The organism is Streptomyces hyderabadensis, assembly GCF_020404845.1.
Lineage (GTDB): Bacteria > Actinomycetota > Actinomycetes > Streptomycetales > Streptomycetaceae > Streptomyces > Streptomyces hyderabadensis.
In genome coordinates this window covers 14,343-34,563 of the sequence record NZ_JAIOJZ010000059.1, presented here as the reverse complement: position 1 = coordinate 34,563, position 20,221 = coordinate 14,343, and the positions used below count along the sequence as shown (strand labels likewise).

Genomic DNA, 20,221 nt, shown 5'->3' with positions numbered 1-20,221 from the left:
TGTATCCGATCACGGAGTGGACGCCTCCGGCAGGCCGGTCAGCGGCGGCCGGCGAGCGACTTCGCGGAGACCGGGAAGTCGAAGTAGGTGTCCGGGTACGGCTCGGGCTTGTACGTGAAGTGCCACCACTCCTCGGGGAGGTTGACCAGGCCGACGTCCTCCAGGGTGTCCTTGAGCAGCAGCCGGTTGGCGCGCTGGGCGCCCTGGACGCGGGGGTCGAGGGTGTGCGAGCGGGTGTCGAAGCAGTCGTAACCGGTACCCATGTCGACGGAGTTGTCGGGGAAGCGCTCGTCCTGTGGCGCGTAGCAGGGCACCAGGGGCTGTCCGGGGTGGTACGGGCGGGTGGGCCTCGCCGGGAGCCGGACGAGGGTGAGGTCCATGGTCGAACCGCGGCTGTGGCCGGACTTCTCGGCGATGTAGCCGTCGGCGAACAGGCGGGTCTTGTCGACGTCCGGGTAGAACTCGGCCTTCATGGCCTGGTCGTCGAGGTCCTCGGCCCAGCGGACGAAGTGGTCGACGGCGCGCTGCGGGCGGTAGCAGTCGTACACCTTGAGGGAGTAGCCCTGGCGCAGCAGCCGGGTCTGGGCGCGGTGGAGGGCCTCGGCCGCGGGGCGGGTGAGGATGCACAGGGGCTGCCGGTAACCGTCGACGCGCTCGCCGACGAAGTTGTGCGCGGTGACGTAGCGCATCTCTTCGATGATCGTCGCATCGACGCTGCGCAGGGCGACGAAGTCCTCCGGCGCCCTGGGGTCGGGGCGGACCTGGGCGGCGGCGGGGGCTGCCGCGGCGGGGAGGGAGGTGACGGCGAGCAGGGCGGCGACGGTGGTGACCAGACCGCGGAGCGCGGCGGAGAGTCGTGTCATGTCCCCTGCATCTATCAGGGTGGGGCGCGGCGGGGGAAGTGGGCGGCGCTGCGACACGCCGGCCATACGCTGCGTGAGCGCGCGGGAATCCTGCGTGAACGTCGCGTGAACTGGGCCCGGGCGCGGGGCCGTCGGGCCATCCTGCTCCCGTGCGCTCCTGGACGGACACTCTCCGCTTCGCCTTCCAGCCGGTGGTCAACCTGACGACCGGCGGGGTCGCGGCGCTGGAGATACTGGCCCGGCCGGAGACCGGTGACGTGCTCGCCGAGGCGCGACGCGATCCCGAACTCGACGGTCTGCTCGCGGTGTCGGCGCTGCGCGCGGCGGTGCGCCGGGAGACGCTGCTGCCGCTGCACGTCAACGTGTTCGCGGGCACGCTCGCCGACCTGGGAGGTCTCCAGCCCCTGCACGACGCCGTGCGCGAGGCGGGACGGCTCCCGTGGGAGGTGACACTGGACGTGTGTCCGCCCTACACGCACGTGCCGCGGCAGGCCCTGCTCGACGCGGTGGCCGCCTTGCGGCGGCAGGGGTTCCGGATCTGCGCGGACGGGGTCGGTGACGGGGACGCGCCGTTGCGGCTGCTGACGGATCTGGCGCCGGAGCTGGTGAAGCTCGACGCGTCGCTGCTGGCGCGGCCGGCTGCCGTACGGGCGATGCGGGTGCTGTGCGAGGAGTCGGGGGCGCTGCTGGCCGTCGAGGGCGTGGAGACGGAGGCCCAGTGCCGCGTCGCGCGGGCGGCGGGGGCGCAGTTGGCGCAGGGCGAGCTGTTCGCGCCGCCCGCGCGGCTGCCCACGGTGGACGTGTACGTTCCGCCGGGCTCCCCCGGCCTCGTGCCGGCGTCCCGGTCGGGGCCGCCGGTGGCGCAGTTCGTCCGGCCGGCCGCGCTGTTGCCGGTGACGGCCTCGGCGGGGCGGGTGCGGGCGCTGCTGACCGGGGCGCCGGACGTGTCCGGGGTGCTGCTGGTCGACCGGGACGGGGTTCCGGTGCGCTCGGTGCACCGCTCCCGCTTCCTGCTGTCGATGTCGGGGCGCTACGGGCACGCCCTGTACGCCGACCGGCCGGCCGCCAAGCTCGGTGATCCACCGCGGGTCGTGGGCGTCGACGCGACGGCCTGGGAGGTGCTGGACGTGGTCGCCGTAGGGGGCCCGAACCGTACGTCGGACGACGTGGCCGTCGTGGACGCGCGCGGTCGGTGCGTGGGTGTCGTACGGCTCGCGGACCTGGTGCGGGCGTTGGCGGAGAGCCGGGTGGAGGAGGCGGCCGGGCTCAATCCGCTGACCCGGCTGCCCGGTTCGGACGCGATCACGGCCGAGGTGGACCGGCGCATCGCGGCCGGGCGGGCGTTCGCGCTGAGCTGGCTCGACGTGGACCACTTCAAACAGGTCAACGACGGGGCCGGGTTCGCCGCGGGGGACGAGCTGATCCGGGCGGTCGGGCGGGCGCTGCTGCGGACGGCGGCCGGGGAGACCCGCGTGGGTCACATCGGCGGGGACGACTTCCTGGTGCTCAGCGATCCGGAAGGACTGGATCCGCTGGCCGCCGCGGTGCTGGACGTGCCGTGGTCGGCGGGCGGCCTGCCGGTGACGCTGTCCTTGGCGACGGTCCTGTGCGCGCCGGGCAGCGTGCCGGACCACCGGCGGGCGGCGGCCCACCTGGCGCCGTTGAAGAAGGCGGCGAAGGCGTTGCGCGGGGCGAGTTGGGTGCTGGGCCGGGCGGAGGCACCGGGTCACGAGGTCAGGCGCGGCACGGACCGGACGACGGCGCCGGCGGGCTGAGCCAGGAGCCGCGCGGGCGGGTCGCAGGCCGGGCGGGGCACCCGTGCGGTCGGCGGCCCGACGCCCGCCGGGCTCTGTGCCGGGGCCGCCCGGCCCGGAGACTTCGGTGCGCGGGGACGGGCCTGCCCGGGCCCGGGGGCGGAGGAAGGCCTCGGCCGAGCGGTCGGGGCGTGGGAGGAGGGGACCGAGGCGGCGGCGACGCCGGGCGCCCGCCGCGCTACGGCGGCGGGGCTCAGGTCGTGACGGCTCGGCGGCGGTCCGCCGCCTGGGTCATCGCGTGCTGGACGACGCCGATGAGGACCTCCTTGACGGACTCCCGGTCCCGGGCGTCGCACATCACCAGGGGCACGTCCGCGTCGAGGTCGAGGGCCTGGCGGACGGTCTCGGCCGGGTAGCGCGCCGCTCCCTCGAAGCAGTTGACGCCGACCACGAACGGGATGGAGCGCCGCTCGAAGTAGTCGACGGCGGCGAAGCAGTCCTCCAGGCGCCGGGTGTCGGCGAGGACGACGGCGCCCAGCGCGCCCTCGGACAGCTCGTCCCACATGAACCAGAACCGCTCCTGGCCGGGCGTGCCGAAGAGGTACAGCACCAGGTCCTCGCGCAGGGTGATCCGTCCGAAGTCCATGGCGACCGTGGTGGTGTGCTTGCCCTCCACCCCGCTGACGTCGTCGACGGGCCGCCCGGCCTCGGTGAGCAGTTCCTCGGTGCGCAGCGGCCTGATCTCGCTGACCGCGCCGACGAGGGTGGTCTTGCCCACGCCGAACCCGCCGGCCACCAGGATCTTGAGCGTGACGGGCTCGACCGGCGGCTTGCCGCGCTGAGAACGCCCGAAGATCATCGATCTCTTCTCCTCAACGTGCCGCCGCCCGACGCGCCCGGGGGCCGGCTCACAGTGCCCTCAACCCGTTGATCACATCGCGCAGAATGTTCTCGTCCGGCAGTTCGGCCGGCGGCACGGGCCGGTTGACGTGCACGAGTTCGATGTCCACGAGGTCGCCGACCAGGACCCGCACGACCCCGACGGGCAGGTCGAGTTCGGCGGCGAGTTCGGCGACCGACTGCGGGCTCTCGCGGCACAGGCCGACGATGTCCACGTGCTCCGGGGAGAGGGTGACGTCCGCCTCGGGATCGTCCGCGTGGGGTTCCGTGACGACCACCGCGATCAGGTCGAGGCGGTGCTGGGCCGCGCTGGTGGTGCGGCCGCGCGTCATGGCGTACGGGCGGACGACGGGGCCGGCCTCGTCGTCGAACCAGTGGTTTCTTCCCTGACCGTCTGCGCTCATGTCATCCCACTTACCCGCCCGAGGGCAGATCGGTGCGCGGCGCGGTGCCCAGGTGCACGCCGACCCGCTTGACGAGCAGGGTCATCTCGTAGGCGACCTGTCCGACGTCCGAGTCGGCGTCGGACAGGACGGCCAGGCAGCTCCCGTCGCCCGCGGCCGTGACGAACAGGAAGGCGTCGTCGAGTTCGACGACCGTCTGCCGGACGCTGCCCGCCTCGAAGTGCCGGCCCACGCCCTTGGCGAGGCTGTGGAACCCGGACGCCACGGCGGCCAGGTGCTCGCTGTCCTCCCTGGTCAGGTCCTTGGACACACCCGTGGCCAGGCCGTCGCCGGACAGCACGACGGCCTTGCGGATGCTCGCGACGCGGTCCACCAGGTCGTCGAGGAGCCAGTTCAGCTCCCCGGACTTGGTCGCGGTGTGGCCGGTCGCCTTCGGTGCGGTCATCGACCGTCCCCCTTAGTCGTTCCTCGTGGTGCTGATGGTGCTGTGCCGCCGGGTGGGTCGTCACCCGCGGCGTTCTCCTTGCGGCCGCGCTGCCAGCCGCGCTGGAGCGAGGCCATACGGCTGCGTACCTCGTCGGCGTCACGGTCGGCGGGGTCGGAGCGGTCCTCGGTGGCCGGTTCGGGGCTCTGCCGGAGCTGGGGCGCCAGGCTGGCCTGCCGTACCCGGCGGGGCAGCGCGCCGGCCCCGGCGTCCGCGACGGGGGCGTCCTCGCGCGCGCGGGGCACGGCGTCGCCGCGATCGGTCGCGGGGCCCGCGGTGCGGTCGGCGGTGCGGTCCCCGCGGCGGCGGGCGGGCAGGGCGGGCAGTTCGTCCGCTCGGGGGCGGGACGCGGTCGGGGTCTGCGTCCGGTCCGCGCCGGTGGCGGGCGGCTCCTCGGCGCTGTCGCGGTCGCTCCGTTCGGGGACGGGGCGCCCGTGCGAGCTGACCAGCTTGGGGGTGCGGCGGCGGGGCAGCGCGACCGGTGCGTTCTCCTCGGGCGCGTCCTCGGCCGGCGGGTCGTCACCGGGTCGGGACTCGGGGCGTCGCGGGCCGGTGCGCCGGGCGGCCCGGTCGTCGTCGGCCGCGGCCAGGGAGCGGCGGGGGCGGAACAGGCCGCCGCGTTCGCTCTCCTGGTCGTCGAGGGCGGCCGGGAGTCCGTCGAGGGCGTCCAGGTCGACGGGCGCCTCCAGTTCGACCGGCCCGTCCAGCAGGGCGGCCGGCCGCTCCGGGAGTCGCGCGGGCACGTGCGAGAGGGCGGAGCGGCGGTTGTCGGCCCGCTCCTTCTCCTTGGCCTGCTGGGGGCGGTCGAGGCGGAAGCCGACGCCGTTGGTGTCCGGGGCGTCGTCGCTGAGCAGCGCGTCGGGGACGAAGACGACGGCGGTGGTGCCGCCGTAGGGCGAGGGCTGCAGGGACACCCGGACGTTCTGCCGCTGGGCGAGCCGGCTGACCACGAACAGGCCGAGCCGGTCGGTGTCGGACAGCTCGAACTCGGGCGTCTCGGCCAGCCGGAGGTTGGCGTCGAGGAGGGCGTCGGCGGCCATCCCGAGGCCGCGGTCGTGGATCTCCAGGGTGAAGCCGTTGGCCACGCGCTCGCCCAGCACCTGGACGGCGGTGTGCGGCGGCGAGAACACCGTGGCGTTCTCCAGGAGTTCGGCCACCAGGTGGGTGAGGTCGGCGACCGCGGGGCCGGTGACGGCGACCCGCGGCAGCCTGCGCACCTCGATGCGCTCGTAGTCCTCGACCTCGGCGACGGCGGCCCGCACCACGTCCATGAGCTGGACGGGCTTGCGCCACTGCCGGGAGGGTGCGGCGCCGGAGAGGATGACCAGGCCCTCGGCGTGCCGGCGCATACGGGTGGTCAAGTGGTCCAGGCGGAACAGGTCGGCCAGTTCCTCGGTGTCCTCGGTCCGGCGCTCCATGGTGTCGAGGAGGGTGAGCTGCTTGTGCAGGAGTACCTGGCTGCGGCGCGCGAGGTTGACGAAGACCTCGGAGACGCCGGCACGGAGTTCGGCCTGTTTGACGGCGGCTTCCACGGCGGCCCGCTGGAGGGTGTTGAGGGCCTGGCCGACCTCGCCGATCTCGTTCCGGTCGTACTCCAGGCGCGGCACCTCGGTCTCGACGTCCACCTCCTCGCCCGCCGACAGGCGGCGCATCACGCTGGGCAGGCGGACGCCGGACGCCTCGTGGGCCTCCAGGCGCAGCTGCTTGAGGTCGCGGATGAGGGAACGGCCGACGCGGACGGACAGGAACAGGGAGTACAGCAGGGCGATCAGACCGAGCGCTCCGGCGACGACGGCCTTGGCGATGGTGCTGGTGGCGACCGGGTCGACGCGGTCCTGGTAGCGGTCGGCGGCGTGGTCGTCGAGGTCGCCGAGTTCCTTCAGGACGCTTCCGGCGGCGGTGTCCCAGCTCTGGGCGGTGACTCCGCGCGGCATGCCGCCGTCGGAGGAGACGGCGGCCTGCTCGGCGACCCGGAGCGGGGCGGAGGAGGCGTTCTGCCAGAAGCGCTGGTAGCGGCCGCGTTCGGTGGCGGGCAGCAGCGGCAGGTTGATGTCGTACAGCACGGTGCGCTGCGCGACGAGGTCCGAGACGTCCCGGGTCTCCGCTCGGGTGAGCCGCCCGGTGACCAGGGCGGAGCCGAGGAGGGCGTCCTCCCGGGAGAGCAGTTCCCGGGCGCGGGAGACGTTGACCAGCGCGCGGTACTGCTTGTCGAGGCCCACGTCGTCGACGACGTCGAGGTTGGCGAGCAGGTCGTGGCAGGGGTCGACCAGGCGGTTGTACAGGCCGAGGGCCTGGGCGCGGTCGACGGTGCCGTCCTCGACGCTGCGGCGCAGGGAGCCGAGGCCGTCGAGGGCGTCCAGTACGGCGGTGAGCCGCTCTTCCCCGGCCCGACCGAGGTCGTCCCGCACGTCGGCGTCGGCGGCGTTGCGGCGGATCTTGGCGACGGCGTCGTCGGTGGCGGTGCGGCTGCGCCGCAGGTCGGCGAGTCCGTCGGAGGCGCGGGGGTCGGCGAGGTGGACGAGGGTCTGGCGGCGTTCCTGCTGGAGGACGCGGACGGTGTCCTCGATCGGGTAGCCGATCTCCTCGACGACGTTGGAGACGCTGAACAGCCGGGCGGCCTCACGGCCCGTCAGTACCGTGGCGAAGGCCCAGATCGCGGTCAGGGACACCAGCGGCACGAGGAGCAGCGCCACGATCTTCCGGCGGATCGACTTCCCGCGAAAGCGCATGGCCTCCCCCAGCTCGACCCCCGACTGCGGGGGCACACATGTGCGTCAACAAACGGCGCGAGCCTACTACTGACACACAGGTAACTCGAAGACCCGTCCGGAGGCCGAACTTCCGCACCCGGTAACGGCGATGGTCAGTTGTCCGGTCATTGCGGGAGATTGCCTCCCGGGATCGGCCGACGGGGCCGAGGCCCTCGGGGCGGCACGACGGGCGGATTGGCCGAAATTATTCGACTGCGCGGGATTTTCGGGAATCTTGGGGACTCGTCGTTCGTCTTTCACTACGGGAAATGGAGGCGGAATCGGCCACAGGAGCCGCATCCCGCCCCCGGGCGGCGTAAAGCAGCGCAAGCCGGGCAGCCAGAGGGGAGCCGTGTCTTCGGACACGGACGAGCTGTCTGTCGGCGGTGGGGAGTGACATGTTGATGGGCACGGCGGAGCGGAGCGGGACGCCCGCGGACGAGGGTGCGACCGAGGTGGCGGCACCGGCGGCCCCGCAGGCGCCGGTTCGGGACATTCCGGCGGCCGGGCCGGAAGTCCGGGCGGAGCCCCGGGCCGAGCCCCGCGCGGACGAGCGGCCGCCGGGGTACCGGCCGCTGTGGCGCGAGGAGCCCGCGCGGCGCCGCCGGTTGCCCGATCCGGTGCGTACGGCGGCCGTGCGCGCGGTGCTGGTCGTCGCCGTGACGCTGATCATGGCCATGGTGGCCTTCCTGTGCACGCTGGCGGAATCCTGGCTGGCGTTCCCGATGGTGCTCGGCAGTGTGGCGGGCACGGTGGTGGCCACCTGGGGCGTGCTGGACGTATGGGTGACCCGGCAGGTGTGGAACCAGCGGCACGGTGTGGTGTCGGTGCCCAGCAGCACCGCGCGGGCCATGCGCCGGGAGCGTCGCCGGGCCAGGCGGCAGGCCCGGGCCGCCGAGCGGGGCGGTCAGGGGCGGATAGGCCGACGGGGCGGCGCGGGGCAGCTGTCGCACCCCTGAGCGGCCGGGTGACGGTCGCCCGGCCGCTCCTGCTTCCGTCGCTCTCCGACGCTCCCTCAGTCCTCGTCGCGCAGCCGGGCGGCCAGTGACGTCAGCGGCTCGGTCTCCTCGGTGTGTCCCAGGGCGGTCAGGCGGGAGACGGCCGCGTCGAGGCGGGCGAGGGCGGGGCCGGGGCGTTCCAGGTAGACGCCCTCCATGGCGGCCGCGAAGCGGACGCACTCGGCCCACTCGCCCGCCCGGTCGTTGGCCGGACCCGGCTCGCCGACCAGGGCGAGGGCCTTCTCCAGGGCGGTCAGGGCGTCGTCGTAGGCACCTGCGTAGGCGTGGACCCTGCCGTACTCGTAGGCCAGCGCGGAGTCCAGGGGCCGTCCGTGGGCCTCGTACCCGGCGGCGCGGGCTCCGTCGGCGACCCGGCCCGCGTCGGCGAGGAAGGCGAGCGCCTCGGCCAAGCCCTCGAGGCCCTGCTGCTGGGCCTGGAGGCGGGCCAGTTCGCGCAGGCAGTTGCTCAGCGCCTCGTGGCGCGGGTCGCGGGCGTGGGCGGCCAGCGCCTGGTCGGCCGCCTCGCGGGCCCGGCCGAACTCACCGGCCTCGGCGAGGAGTACGGCGGTCTCCGAGGCGATCATGGCGTGGCTTCCCGGGTCGTCGTCCCAGCCGGCCGACTCGGCCGCGAGGGCGAGGAACTCGGCCGTGGCCGCCTTGAGGTCCTCCCCCGTGTGCAGTGCCCGGGCGCGGGTCAGCCGCAGTTGGGCGACCAGCCGGTCGTCCAGCTCTCCGGCGGCGACGTCCGGTTCGGCCAGCAGGGAGTCGAGCAGCGCGATGCAGTCCTCGACGCGGCCGAGGTCCAGGCTGAGCGTGGCGGCGTTGCTGTAGGTGCAGTACGCGTCGAAGCGGTCGCCGCGCCTCAGGTTCAGCTCCGCGGAGCGCGTCAGGTGCCGCAGCGCCTCGTCGGGGCGGCCCAGGTGCATGCAGGCCTCGGCGAGGTCTCCGTGCAGGCGGGCGGTGTCGACGGCGTCGGCCGGCCAGTCGGCGGCCAGGCGCAGCGCCTCGCCCAGGTCCGCGTGGGCGGCCTCCGCGTCCTGGAGCCCGAGCCGGAGCCGGGCGCGCAGGCCCAGCGCCCGGGGCAGGTGCCAGGCGGGGCCGTGCGCCTTCAGCCGGTCCAGGAGGGCGTCGGTCTCGGCGAGGGCGGCGGGCAGGTCGCCGGCGATGGCGTAGGTGCTGGCCCGCAGCATCAGGGCACCGGCGATCTGTCCGAGGACGTCGTGCCGGGTGGCGAAGGCGTGCAGCAGCTCGATCTCGTCGAGGACCGCGGTGACGTGCCCGTCGCTCGGGGACGTCTGCAGGCGCAGGCCCAGCGCGGTGGCCCGGAGCCGCAGCAGCCGGGCCTCCTGGTACGGGGCCAGGCCGGGCGTCTCCTCGTACAGGCGGACCATGGCCGCGTGTGCGGCGGTCAGCGCGGCGATCCTGGCCGGGGTGGCATCGGTCGGGCTGGCATCGGTCGGGGTGCCGTCGGCGCGGTCCGTCGGTGGCTGGGACGGAGCAGGCGAGGCGGCTTCGGCCGGGGAGTCGGCGACGCCTTCCCCGGCGGGCGCGGCCCCGGACTCCGCGGGCTCCCCGGCGGGAGCACCCGTGCGGGTCGGCGCCGCCGCTTCCGTCGGCGGCGGGGCGGCGGACTCAGCGGTTGGGGCGGGCTCGGGGTCCATGGGTTCCCGGGCGGTGGGTGTTCCGGCCGTCGCGGGCGGCTCGGCCGCGGGTTCCGAGGGGGTCGGTGCCGGTGCCTCGGCGGTGGCGAGGAGGGCGTGGGCGCGGGCGAGTGCCGCGTGCGCCGGCGTTTCGGCGTCCTCGTACAGGGCCGCGGCCTCCTCATAGAGGGCGGCCGCCTCGGTGAAGTCGTCCTTCTCGCCCAGCCGGCCCGCCTCGTCGGCCAGCAGGTCGGCGCGCAGCCGCGCGAGCGGGCCCACGGCGGGGTCGTCGGGGTGCGTGTAGCCAGGGGCGGTGACCCGGGTGCGCAGCTCCGCCCAGCAGGACCGCGCGTCCGGGTGCCCCTGTGCGTCCAGCGCCCGGGCCCGGGCAACGAGTTCGGGCAGCGACTCGGGGACGGCGGGGGCGGTACGGGCGGCGGGAGCGGCGACCGGGGCGGCCGGGGCCACGTCGTCGAGGTGGCGGGTGCGCAGGGTCAGTTCCAGCGACGGAAGGAGCGGGGCACGGTCGAGGCGGGCCGCGCGGCGCTCCGTGTGGGTCGTGGTGCCGTTGCGGGCGTCGAAGCGGGCGGCGAGGTCGTCGGCGCGGTCGCGCACCTCGGCGCGCAGGCCGGTCACCGTCCATGTGCGGCCCGGGTAGCCGGCGGCGGGCAGGTCGCCGTGGCCGAGCTGTTCGACGCGCTGCAGGAGGACCTCGACGCCGGTGAGGAAGCCGAGGAGTTCCAGCGGCGAGTCGACCTCGTCGAACAGGGCGCGGTTCTCGGCGAGCAGTTCGAGACCGCGTGCCTCGTTGCCGGTCAGCGCGCAGAACTCCAGGTGCCGGCCGACCTCGCCGGACATCGAGGGGTTGCGGCGGCAGCCGCGGTACCCGGCCAGGTGCAACTCCCGGGCCCGGTCGGTGTGGCCGGTGCGCAGCAGGGGCAGCAGGGCGTACGCCATGGAGCGGGCGGGTTCCTCCTGGCACGACTCCTTGCCGGTCAGGACGGGCTCCCAGGTGCGCAGCGCCCGCTCGTCGTCGCCCGACGCGAGGTGGTACAGGGCGCGTTCGCAGATCTCGCAGGCCTCGCAGTCGCTGAGCCGGGTGCGCGTACGGCCCGCCCACAGCTCGTAGGCGAGGTCCGCGTCCGCTCCGATGTGGGCGGCGAGCCGGTAGGCCTGCCCGTAGTAGGGCTGGAGGCCGTAACCGGCCTTCTCGTACCGGTCGCGCATCTCGGTCAGCCACTGGCGCAGGCTGGCCAGCGGTATCTCCGGCAGCGCGCGCAGGGCGGCCGCCACCCACTTGAACCGCCAGAACACCAGGTGGCGCAGGTTCTCGTCGAAGACGTCCGGCTGCTCGTCGAAGAGGGTGAGCAGCCGGGCGAAGGTCACGGGCGACTTCCGGGGCTCGGCGCCGTACTCGTACGCCTCCTGGAGTTCGAGCAGCGCCCGGACGAGCGGCAGGGGCTCCCCGAACTGTTCGGCGGCGTCGACGAGTTCCTCGGCGGTGACGGTGCGCGTACGGCCGTAGGGGCGCCGCTGGTTGGCCTGGAGCGCCTCGTACAGCTCGTCGATGGTCTGGAGTGTGGTCGGCATCGTCAGTTGTCCTTGCGGAGGGCGTGGGCGAGGAGGTCGAGGAAGGAGCGGTTGATGAGGCTCGACTCGGCGGGCCTGAGCGGGCGCCGGGACAGCAGTGCCGCCTGTCCGTAGAGGGCTTCGGCGCTGGTGCGGGCCAGTTCGGGCTCGTCGATGGCGACGGCGGTGCGGACCAGCGGGTTGAGCTGGTTGAGGATGAGCTGGGCGCGCGGGGCCTCCTGGCGCAGGGCGCCGAGGATGTCGCCCCACAGGCCGCCCTCCTGCTCCCGGGCGAGCTGGGAACGGGTGCGCTCGTGCCGGGCCTCGCGGCTGTCGACGAGCAGGGCGGGGGCGGAGGCGGGCTGGAAGGTGCGCAGCGCGACGTCGCAGTCGAAGACGGCCAGGGCCTCGCGGGCCCGGGCGAGATAGGCCGCCGCCGCGAGTTCCGTCTCCCGGTCGACCGGGTCGAGGTGGGCGGTGAGGGTCGCCGGGTCGAGGTCGGCGACGCTGGTCTCCGGCCTGATCTCGGGCAGCCGGTGGACCAGTTCGCGGTCGTAGGTGTAGCCGCCGTTGACGACGCCGAGCCCGGCGGCCGAGGCGATCGCGGCGACCTGCCGGAACTCCTCCACGCTCGACGTCACGAGCACGGTGCGGTGGGTGCGGGCGAACTCGTCGAGGGTGGTGTGCCCGTCGGTGGTCTCGAACGGCAGCCAGGGCAGCAGCATCCGCAGGATCTCGTCGTCGTGCACGGCGAGCGACTTCACGGCCAGGTGGTGGGCGTGGAGGAAGCGGGCGAGCAGGTCGGGGTCGCTGGCGGCGGCCCGGGCGATCCAGGCGCGCAGCCGCTCGGCGAGGGCGTCGCGGACCGCGGCGAGGGTGTCGTCCTCGTACAGCGACTCGCGGGAGGCCGTCGGGCGCAGGCTCTCGGCGTCGACGACGCAGCGGACGAAGAACGCCCACTCGGGCAGGATCTCCTCGGCCTGCTCGGACAGCAGCATGCCCTTGACGTGCACGCGGTGGCCGTGGCGCCGGCCGGCCGGTACCCCCTGCGGCAGGACGCAGGCGATGCCCTTCAGGCCCACGGCCGGCAGGTCCAGCTCGATGGTGTCCAGCGGCGTGAACCCGAAGACCTCCTCGCCGTACGCGGCCAGGGCCCGGGAGCGGGCCCCGGGGGTGGGGTACGTACGCGCCCAGGGGGCGGGCTCGGGGTTCACGGGAGCGCCCGCACCGCCCGTGCCGTCGTCGAAGGTCACGGGGTGCCGCAGCAGGGAGCCGAAGTGCCGGGCCAGCGCCCGCACCTGCGTGGGCCGGGTCCACTCGCCCGCGTCGGCGCGGGGCGTCAGGGTGACGGTGGTACCGGGCCGGGGCCGGGCGGAGGCACGCAGGGTGCGGATGGTGTAGCTGCCGTCGCCGCGTCCGCGCCACTCCACGGCGGGTGCGTCGGGGGTGCGGGCGGAGCGGCTCACGACGTGGATCTCGTCGGCGACCAGGAAGCAGGAGAGCAGTCCGATGCCGAACTGGCCGATGAAGTCGCCGCGTTGCTCGGCGACCTGCTCGGCGCGCTTGCTGCTGCGGCCGATGGTGGCGAGGAAGGTGTGCACGTCGGCCTCGGTGAGGCCGACACCGTCGTCCTCGACCCGGACGACCGAGCCGTCGGCGTACAGCCGGATGCCGAAGGCTCCCGCAGGGGCGGCCGGTTCGAGGCTGTGCCGGGCGGTCAGCGCGTCCACCGCGTTCTGCAGGAGTTCGCGCAGGTAGACGCGGGGGCTGGAGTAGAGGTGGTGGGAGAGGAGGTCGACGAGGCCGCGCAGATCCACCTGGAAGGTGCGGTCGGCGCCGGCCGGGTTCGAAGGAGCGTCGGACAGAGTCATCGGGCAGTCCCGGGGGTGGCGTGGCGGAGGAGTGAGGGGCGCGAGGGGCGCCGGACTGGGCGTCCGGAGGCCGGAGTGCGGCCCGGCCGGATCGGCGTGGCGGCGGCCGGAGTACGGCCCGGCCGGTTCATTCGTCGTGGCGGCCGGAGTACGGCCCGGCCGGTTCAGGCGTGGCGGCGGAAGCGGGCGTAGGCCTTCTCCGGCTGTGCCATGTAGCGCCAGGGCCACGGCGTGTAGGCGCCGCCCAGCTCGTGGAAGACCCGCGGGGCGACGATGCTCTCGGAGGCCAGCGACAGGGCCATGGCGAAGGTGTTGAAGTCCTGCTGCCAGCCCGGGCGGCGCTCGTAGGCGGGGTGGAGGATGCTGTGCCTGGCCGCGTCCCGCAGCTCCTTCTGGATGTACGGCAGATCGAGGCAGCTCGGGCTGTCCGACTCCACCCAGTCCTCGATGTGGGCCATGGCCACCACGCAGCCGAGGCGGTGCCCCTCGGGTGCGCTGCTGAACGCCTCGCGGGCGTACGCCATCGCCTCCCCCGGTTCGCCGCCCCACCGGGGCTGCAGCTGGGACACGTGCTCCAGGTGGGTCTCCAGGTCGAGCGGGTCGCGGCGCAGCGCGGCCTCGTACCGGGTGCGTTTGACGTCGTCCGGCAGCGACATGCCGCGGGCGGAGGTGAGGAGGCGGCACCAGGGGGTGATCCAGTCCGGCCGCAGCTCGGCGGCGAGCAGCAGCTGCTCCTCGGCGATTTCGAGCCGCTCGTGGAAGAGGCGCCACTGCTCCTGCGTGACGTTCACGGCGCGTTCGGCGGTCCGTGCCTCCCAGCCCCAGGCGATGTGGCGCGCCCCGGATATCAGCAGCGCGGTCGCCCGGTGCTCCGCGTCCTGCTCGACGGCCCCGCCGATCCAGTCCTGCACACCGTCCAGGTCGGCCAGTTCGCCGAGCACCTGGTGGTCGCGGCCGAGGTCGAACGGGCTCAGCGCCGCCGTCACCCCGGCCCAGTCCCCCGCGTCGGCCGCCTCCACCAGTGCCAGCACCCGCGTGTCACCGAGGGCGCGTACCGGGTACGTGCCGTTCCTGCGCCCGCGCGGGGCGGGGAGGGCGTTCGGATCCGCCGCCGGTCTCTCCCCCGTCTTGCCGAACAGCTTGCCGAGCATGTCGCGCCCTCCCCAGGTGCCGCTTGATCAACCGGAGCAGCATAAGGGGAACCTCCGACAACGCCTCCACTTCATTTCCACACCGGCTTCACGTGCGGTCCACCGTTACGCGGGCGACTGGGCGGGGCGTTTGTACATGCGGGTCGCCGTGATCTCGCTGTGCACCGCCTCGCCCTCCCCCTCGGCGGCCGGCGTCGGCTGCGGCAGGCCCGGCCGCAGGTGCTCCTCCACGCTGATGTACTTCAGCCCCGCCCTGAGGTCGGCGTCGTTGCGCAGCCGGATGACCAGCGGGAACTCGGCCAGCGCGGTCGTGTCGAACAGGCCGGTGGTGTACAGGAGCTGGACGCCGAGCGCGTCGGACACCGCCCGCTGGAGCTCCAGCAGGTAGGTGGCGTTGGCACGGCCGATGGGGTTGTCCAGGAACAGGGTGCCGGCGTGGCGGTGCCGGTCGCGGCCCCGGTCGTTGCTGCGCAGCGCGGCCATCGTGCAGTACAGGGCGATGGCGGCGGTGAGCAGCTGGCCGCCGGAGAAGACGTCTCCCATCTGGCCGACGGGGACGCGCTCGGCGCGCAGTACGGCGTCGGGCTTGAGGATCTCGACGGCGACGCCCTTGGGCTGCAGGGCGGCGGCGACTCCGCGCAGCAGCAGGGACATGCCGTCGCGGCGCAGGTCGGAGTTCTTCTTCACGGCGGCGCGGGTGGCCTCGTCGACGACCTCGCCGAGCCGCTCGGTGAGGGTGGCCTGGTCGGGTTCCTCGAACCGGATGCGCAGGAACTCCTGCCCGGACCACTCGCCCAGCCCCTCGGGCAGCCGGGACAGCCGCTGGGCGGAGCGGAGGGTGGCCAGCGCGGACTCGACCAGGCCGCGCAGCCGGTCCACGATCGAGTCGCGGTTGCGCTCCAGCTGGGACAGCTCGTCGGTGAGCACGCGCAGCCGCGGCTCGAAGGCGTCGGCCCACTTGGCGGCGTGTTCGGGCAGCGCGGCGGCGGGCAGTTCGCGGATCTGCTGGCGGGCGGGGGTGCGGACCTGTTCGTAGCGGGTGGAGTTGGCGTGCCGGACGAGGACGTCGCTCGCCTCGCGGACGGCGGCCTCGGCGGCGGACAGGTCGGCGGCGCAGCCGCGCAGCGAGCGGCGGGCCTCGGCGGCCGACCGTCGGGCCTCCTCCAGGTCGCCGGCGTAGGGCTCGGGCTCCTCCTGCTCCTCCTCGGGGGCGTGTTCGCGCAGCAGGTCGCGGAGCATCGCGGCGATCTCGTCGAAGCCGCCGGCGGCGTCCTCGGCGGCGCGGTGCGCGTCGAGGAGTTCGGCGTGGGCGTCGCGGGCCTGGGCCAACGCCTCGGTGCGGGCGGCGAGTTCGGTGGTCGCCGTGCGCAGCAGGGTCTGGGCGTGCTCGGTGTCGTGCGGCTGGAGGTCGTCGGGCAGGTCGGTGTGGGTGTCGCCGTCCTCGGGTGCGTGCCGTTCGGCCTCGCCGCGCAGCCGGCCGAGCTGTTCGCTCGCGCTGGACATGCGGGTCTCCAGGAGCTGCACCAGCTCCTCGGCGCGGGCGGCGGCGGCCTGCCGGGAGGGGCCGTCGGAGCCGTCGGGTGATTCGAGGAGCTGTCCGGCGCGGGTGCGGACCTTGTTGCTGAGCCGGTCCAGCTCCGCGCGGGCGGCGCTCTCGTCGCTCTCCGCGCGGGCCTGTTCGGCGCGCAGGTCGGCGCCGACGCCGACCTTCTCGTACACCTGGGAGGCGGCGCGGTAGGCCTCGCGGAGGTCGGGCAGGGACGCCTTCGCCTTCGGCGCCTCCGGGCCGTTGCCGGGTGCCTCCTCCGGTACGTCGTCGGGGGCCCCGGCGATCTCGGAGCGCTCGGCGCGCAGGGCGCGGGCGGTGCGGCGGGCGTCGTCGGCGGCACGCTGGGCGGCGCGCCGGTCCTCGTCGGCGGCGCGGGCCCGCTCCAGGCAGGCCTGGGCGCGGGCCTCGGACTCGGCGCCCTCGTCGGCCAGTTCACGGAGTCTGGCCTGCCACCCGGCACGTTCGCGCAGCCGGAAGGCGAGTCCGGCGAGGGCGTCGGCGGCGCGGCGGGCCTTCTGCGCGGCCTCCTGCCGCTCGTCCCGCAGGTGGACGGCCTCGGCGGCGCTCTCGTCGGCCTCGGCCCGCAGGGTGCGGGCCTCGGTCAGCTCGGCCTCGGCCTCCTCGGCGAAGGCGCGGGCCTCCTCGGCGGTGCGGGCCAGCTCCGCGAGGCGTCCGGCGGGGCAGCCGGTGCGCCAGGAGGCGAGCCGGGCCGCCAGCTCGCGGTCCTTGCCGAGGCGGGCGGCGAGGGTGCGGATCTCCTCGTCCCGCTCGGCCGCCCGGGCGCGCAGCGCGTGCCGCTCCTCGTCGGCGGCCTGCTCGTCGTGCATGGCCGGGTTCGGCGGTACGAGGAAGACGCCCCCGGTGCCGGTCTCGTCGGGGGCCGGGGTCGGAGCGAGCAGCGCGGCGGCCGTGCCGACGGCGACGGCGGAGCGCGGCAGCAGGGCGGCGTCGGCGAGGGCCTCGCGGGCGCGGGTGTGCGCGTCGGGGTCGGTGATGACGACGCCGTCGACCAGCTCGGGGCGGGCGGCCAGGACGCGTGCGTGGTCGGCGGGGTCGACGGCCTGGGCCAGGTAGCGCCAGCCGGGCAGGGCGGGGATGCCGTGCTCGCCGAGGAACTCGACCGTGGCCAGCACGTCCGGTCCCGGCGGCAGCAGTCCGCCGTCGCCGAGCGCGCCGAGGATGCGGGAGTCGTCGGCCGCGGCGGTGCGCAGCTCGAACAGCTGGCGTTCGGCGGAGGAGACGGTGCCGTCGAGCAGTTCGCGCAGTTCGTCGGCGAAGCGGTCGAGGTCCTCGGGGGTCAGCGCGCCGTCGGCGGCGGTGGGAGCGTCGTCCCGGTCCTCGCGGTCGGCGTCCCGGCGGGGCTGGGGGATGCCCGGGCGGGTCCCGGTGGCCAGGCCGAGCAGTTCGGCGAGCCGTTCCTCGGCGGCCAGGGCCTCGGCGGTGCGCCGCTCGCCCTGGTGGGCCCGCTCGGCGGCGGTGGCCGCGTCCGCCGCGCGGGCCGCGGTCAGTTCGGCGCGGCTCTCGGCGGCGGCCGCCTCGCGGGCGTGCTCGGTGGCCCGGCGGGCCGTCTCGCGGGCGGTGTCCCAGGCGGCGACGGTGGTCTTCTCCGCGTCGCTGGCGGCGAGGGCGGCACGGGCCGGGTCGGCGTCGGGGGTGCTGTCGTCCAGCCAGCCGGCGCGGACGGCTTCGGCGGTCTCCTGCTCGACCTCGGTGAGGCGCTGGCGCAGGTGCCCGGCCTCGCTGCGGGCGCGCTGTGCCTCGGTGGCGGCGGTGGTGGAGTCCCGGTGGGCGGTGTCGCTGACCTCCTGGAGCGCGGCGGACCGCTCCTCCTCCTCGTTGGCGTGGTCCTCGGCCTTCGCTGCCGCCGCGTGCAGGGCGCGGACGAGGTCGACGGCGGCCTTGGTGCGGGCGGCGAGGGCGGGGGCCGCGTCCCGCTCGGCCTCCTGGATGGCGGCGGACACGCGGGCGACGCGGTCGGCGGCGGCGCGGTGACGCAGCACGGCCTCGGCGGCCTGCCAGGCGGAGTGCAGGGTGCGGGCCTCGGCCAGTTCGCGCTTCTGCGCGGCTGCGGACTTCTCGGCGCCGGCCAGGGCCAGGGAGGCGTGCCGGTAGGCGAGTTCGGCGGCGACGAGGGCGCTGCGGTCCCGGGCGGACTCGGCGTGCGTGACGGCGTACGCGGCGGCCGTGACCCGCTGGGCGAGGTCGGAGGCCCGGACCCGCTCCTGGCCGCCGCGGGCGGTGAGCCGACGGGCCAGGTTCCTGGTGCGGCGTTCGGCGGCGGTGTGGATGTCCCGCGCGCGGGTGCGCGCCTCGGCGGCCTCGACGATCCGGCCCAGGAGGTCCACGGACCCGGCGGTGAAGTCGCGTTCGGCGATCAGCTCGGCGCGGCGGCCCAGCTTGTTGCCGAAGCCGCCGACCAGGTCGGCGAGGCCGTCGGTGTCGCGGGTGTCGGTGACGGCCCGCAGCAGCAGGTCGGTGAAGTCGGAGTCCTTCTTGACCGCGAAGAGACCGGCGGCCTCGCCCTCGTCCGCGTTCATCTCGCGCTGGTAGCGGAAGAGTTCCGGATCGAGTCCGAGGTCGCCGAGGTGCTCGATCCAGCGGTCGTGGATCTCCTCCCAGTGCACCTCCAGATGCGGGTAGGCCTTGCCGGCCTCGGTGAGGGCGTCGCGGAAGCCCTTCATGGTGCGCCGCCTGCCCTGCGCTCCGGAGGCGCCCTCGACGGGCGGGCGCACGGCGGTGGCCTCGGCGACCGGCAGGTTGTCCAGGGTCAGTCCGGGGCCCGGCCGGAAGGAGTACCAGGCCTCGGCGAACTTGCGCGGGTCGCCCGACACCTGCCGTCCGCGCCACTCGCTGACCTTGCCGACGACGACGCACTCGCCGGTCTGCACGTGCTGCCACTCCAGCGCCACGTGGCCGCAGTCGTCGGCGAGCAGGAACTTGCGCAGCACGCCGGAGCTGGCGCCGCCGAGGGTGTTGCGGTGGCCCGGCAGCATCACCGAGAAGATCAGCTTGAGGAGCACGGACTTGCCGCCGCCGTTCTCCAGGAAGAGCACGCCCGCGGGCGCGGGCCGGCGCGGCGGTCCGACGGGCTCCTCCTCGAAGAACTCCGCCTGCGTGGGCGCGGGGTCGGGCACGGGCTCGCCCACACCGCGCAGGTCAAGCACGGTGTCGGCGTAGCGCGCACCGGCGGGTCCGATGGAGTAGAGGCGGACCCGGGACAGCTCGTACATGGCGGACTCTCGTAAGTCTTCGGACGTCGGGGACGGTCGGGCGGGGCGGAGGTCGGTCGGGGCGGGCGGAGGTCGGTCGGGTGCGGTCGGCGGGGACGGGTCAGGAGGAGTGGAAGGGCAGGCCGGCGTCGGCGACCAGCTCCAGGTCGTCCGTCTCCTCGGCGGGCAGCAGCGTGGCGGTGCCGTCGGTGACCGGGACGACGCCCAGGTCGAGCAGTTCCGCCATGGCGGCGCTGCCCGCCATGTCGCGCACCTGGAGCTGGTAGCGGGCCGTCGTGCGGTAGGTGCCGCCGTGGTCGTCGCCGGTGCGCTGGAGGAAGCCGGACTCGGTGAGGAACGCGGCGGCCTTGCCGACGATGCCGGTGGTGGAGCCCGGGAGTCTGCGCGCGTCCTTGGTGGCGCCGGTCGCACTGCGCCGGACCCAGATCCGCCAGGCGGCCTCCAGGCCCGGGGCGTCGGTGGCCGGGTCGGTGTTCTCGCCCTGCTGCTCCGCGCGTTCCTCGAGTCTGCGGCAGGCCTGACGGACGAACGCGTCCACGCCGTTGACCGTGACGCGGCCGATGTAGCCGTCGTCGGCGAGGTCCTCGGGACGCGGGTAGGCCATGGCGGCCACGGCGAGGTGGGCGAGGCCGTGCAGGAAGCGGTCGGCGGAGTCGGTGGCGGCACGGCGGGCGTAGTCGCCCATGCGGACGGCGAACACCGAGTCCTCGGCGGCGGCCACGGCCATCCCCGCGCGCGGGGACACCTCCAGGACCACCAGCCCGAGCCCGGCCGCCACGGCGTCGGCGAGCCGTGCGAAGGGCGGGTCCTCGCGGTAGCGGCGCAGCAGGTCGGCGTACTCCTGGTCGCGGGCGGGCAGCAGCTTGGGCTGGAGGCCGAAGGCGACGAGCCGCGCCGCGTCGGCGGCGTCGGCGGGCGTGACGGCCGCGGTGGCCGGCGCGGCGCCCGCCTCCGGCTCGCTCCGGTCGACGTGCTCGGTCACGGTCGGTACTCCTCGCTGTGCTGGCGCTCTGCAGTGCGGTGTCGGGTGGGTCGGCGGTGGCTGAGGTGGTGGGACA

Annotated in this window: 12 protein-coding genes; 2 read left to right on the top strand and 10 right to left on the bottom strand. The window is 75.0% G+C overall.

Going from position 1 to position 20,221, the window contains the following annotated elements; genetic code table 11:
- Positions 1–38 precede the first annotated feature (38 nt).
- Complete coding sequence (locus K7854_RS31830; protein WP_226030024.1) at positions 39–863, bottom strand: M15 family metallopeptidase; 825 nt, start codon at positions 861–863, stop codon at positions 39–41.
- Between the two features lie 149 nt (positions 864–1,012).
- Here K7854_RS31830 and K7854_RS31825 point away from each other — a divergent pair, with 149 nt between their 5' ends.
- The gene (locus tag K7854_RS31825) at positions 1,013–2,638 is read left to right on the top strand and encodes a GGDEF domain-containing protein (protein ID WP_226030023.1); all 1,626 of its coding nucleotides are present in this window, start codon (positions 1,013–1,015) and stop codon (positions 2,636–2,638) included.
- A gap of 232 nt (positions 2,639–2,870) precedes the next feature.
- Here K7854_RS31825 and K7854_RS31820 read toward each other — a convergent pair whose 3' ends face one another.
- The 4 genes from K7854_RS31820 to K7854_RS31805 are packed head-to-tail and all read right to left on the bottom strand — an operon-like array spanning position 2,871 to position 7,134.
- Entirely contained in the window at positions 2,871–3,476 is a 606-nt protein-coding gene (locus tag K7854_RS31820; RefSeq protein ID WP_226030022.1) for a GTP-binding protein, read from the bottom strand.
- Positions 3,477–3,525: 49 nt separating this feature from the next.
- The gene (locus K7854_RS31815; RefSeq protein ID WP_226030021.1) at positions 3,526–3,921 is read right to left on the bottom strand and encodes a DUF742 domain-containing protein; all 396 of its coding nucleotides are present in this window, start codon (positions 3,919–3,921) and stop codon (positions 3,526–3,528) included.
- Positions 3,922–3,931: 10 nt separating this feature from the next.
- Positions 3,932–4,366 carry a roadblock/LC7 domain-containing protein gene (locus K7854_RS31810; protein WP_076973433.1) on the bottom strand — a complete coding sequence of 145 codons (435 nt, stop codon included), beginning with the start codon at positions 4,364–4,366 and terminating at the stop codon, positions 3,932–3,934.
- On the bottom strand, positions 4,363–7,134 hold the full coding sequence (locus K7854_RS31805) for a nitrate- and nitrite sensing domain-containing protein (protein WP_226030020.1): 2,772 nt from the start codon (positions 7,132–7,134) through the stop codon (positions 4,363–4,365). The genes K7854_RS31810 and K7854_RS31805 overlap by 4 nt, the downstream gene beginning before the upstream one ends.
- A gap of 425 nt (positions 7,135–7,559) precedes the next feature.
- Here K7854_RS31805 and K7854_RS31800 point away from each other — a divergent pair, with 425 nt between their 5' ends.
- On the top strand, positions 7,560–8,114 hold the full coding sequence (locus K7854_RS31800; RefSeq protein ID WP_372481097.1) for a hypothetical protein: 555 nt from the start codon (positions 7,560–7,562) through the stop codon (positions 8,112–8,114).
- A 56-nt stretch (positions 8,115–8,170) separates the two neighbouring features.
- Here the strand turns inward: K7854_RS31800 and K7854_RS31795 are convergent, their stop codons facing one another.
- From K7854_RS31795 to K7854_RS31775, 5 genes are all read right to left on the bottom strand, one after another.
- Entirely contained in the window at positions 8,171–11,383 is a 3,213-nt protein-coding gene (locus K7854_RS31795; RefSeq protein ID WP_226030018.1) for a hypothetical protein, read from the bottom strand.
- A gap of 2 nt (positions 11,384–11,385) precedes the next feature.
- Positions 11,386–13,233, bottom strand: coding sequence for an HSP90 family protein (locus K7854_RS31790; RefSeq protein ID WP_226030017.1), 1,848 nt, complete (start codon positions 13,231–13,233; stop codon positions 11,386–11,388).
- Positions 13,234–13,397: 164 nt separating this feature from the next.
- Positions 13,398–14,384 carry a hypothetical protein gene (locus tag K7854_RS31785; protein ID WP_226030016.1) on the bottom strand — a complete coding sequence of 329 codons (987 nt, stop codon included), beginning with the start codon at positions 14,382–14,384 and terminating at the stop codon, positions 13,398–13,400.
- A gap of 105 nt (positions 14,385–14,489) precedes the next feature.
- A complete protein-coding gene (locus K7854_RS31780; protein WP_226030015.1) occupies positions 14,490–19,163 on the bottom strand; it encodes a hypothetical protein in 4,674 nt (1,557 codons plus the stop codon).
- A gap of 100 nt (positions 19,164–19,263) precedes the next feature.
- Positions 19,264–20,145: a hypothetical protein gene (locus K7854_RS31775; RefSeq protein ID WP_226030014.1), complete on the bottom strand. Its 882-nt coding sequence runs from the start codon at positions 20,143–20,145 to the stop codon at positions 19,264–19,266.
- Positions 20,146–20,221 lie beyond the last annotated feature (76 nt).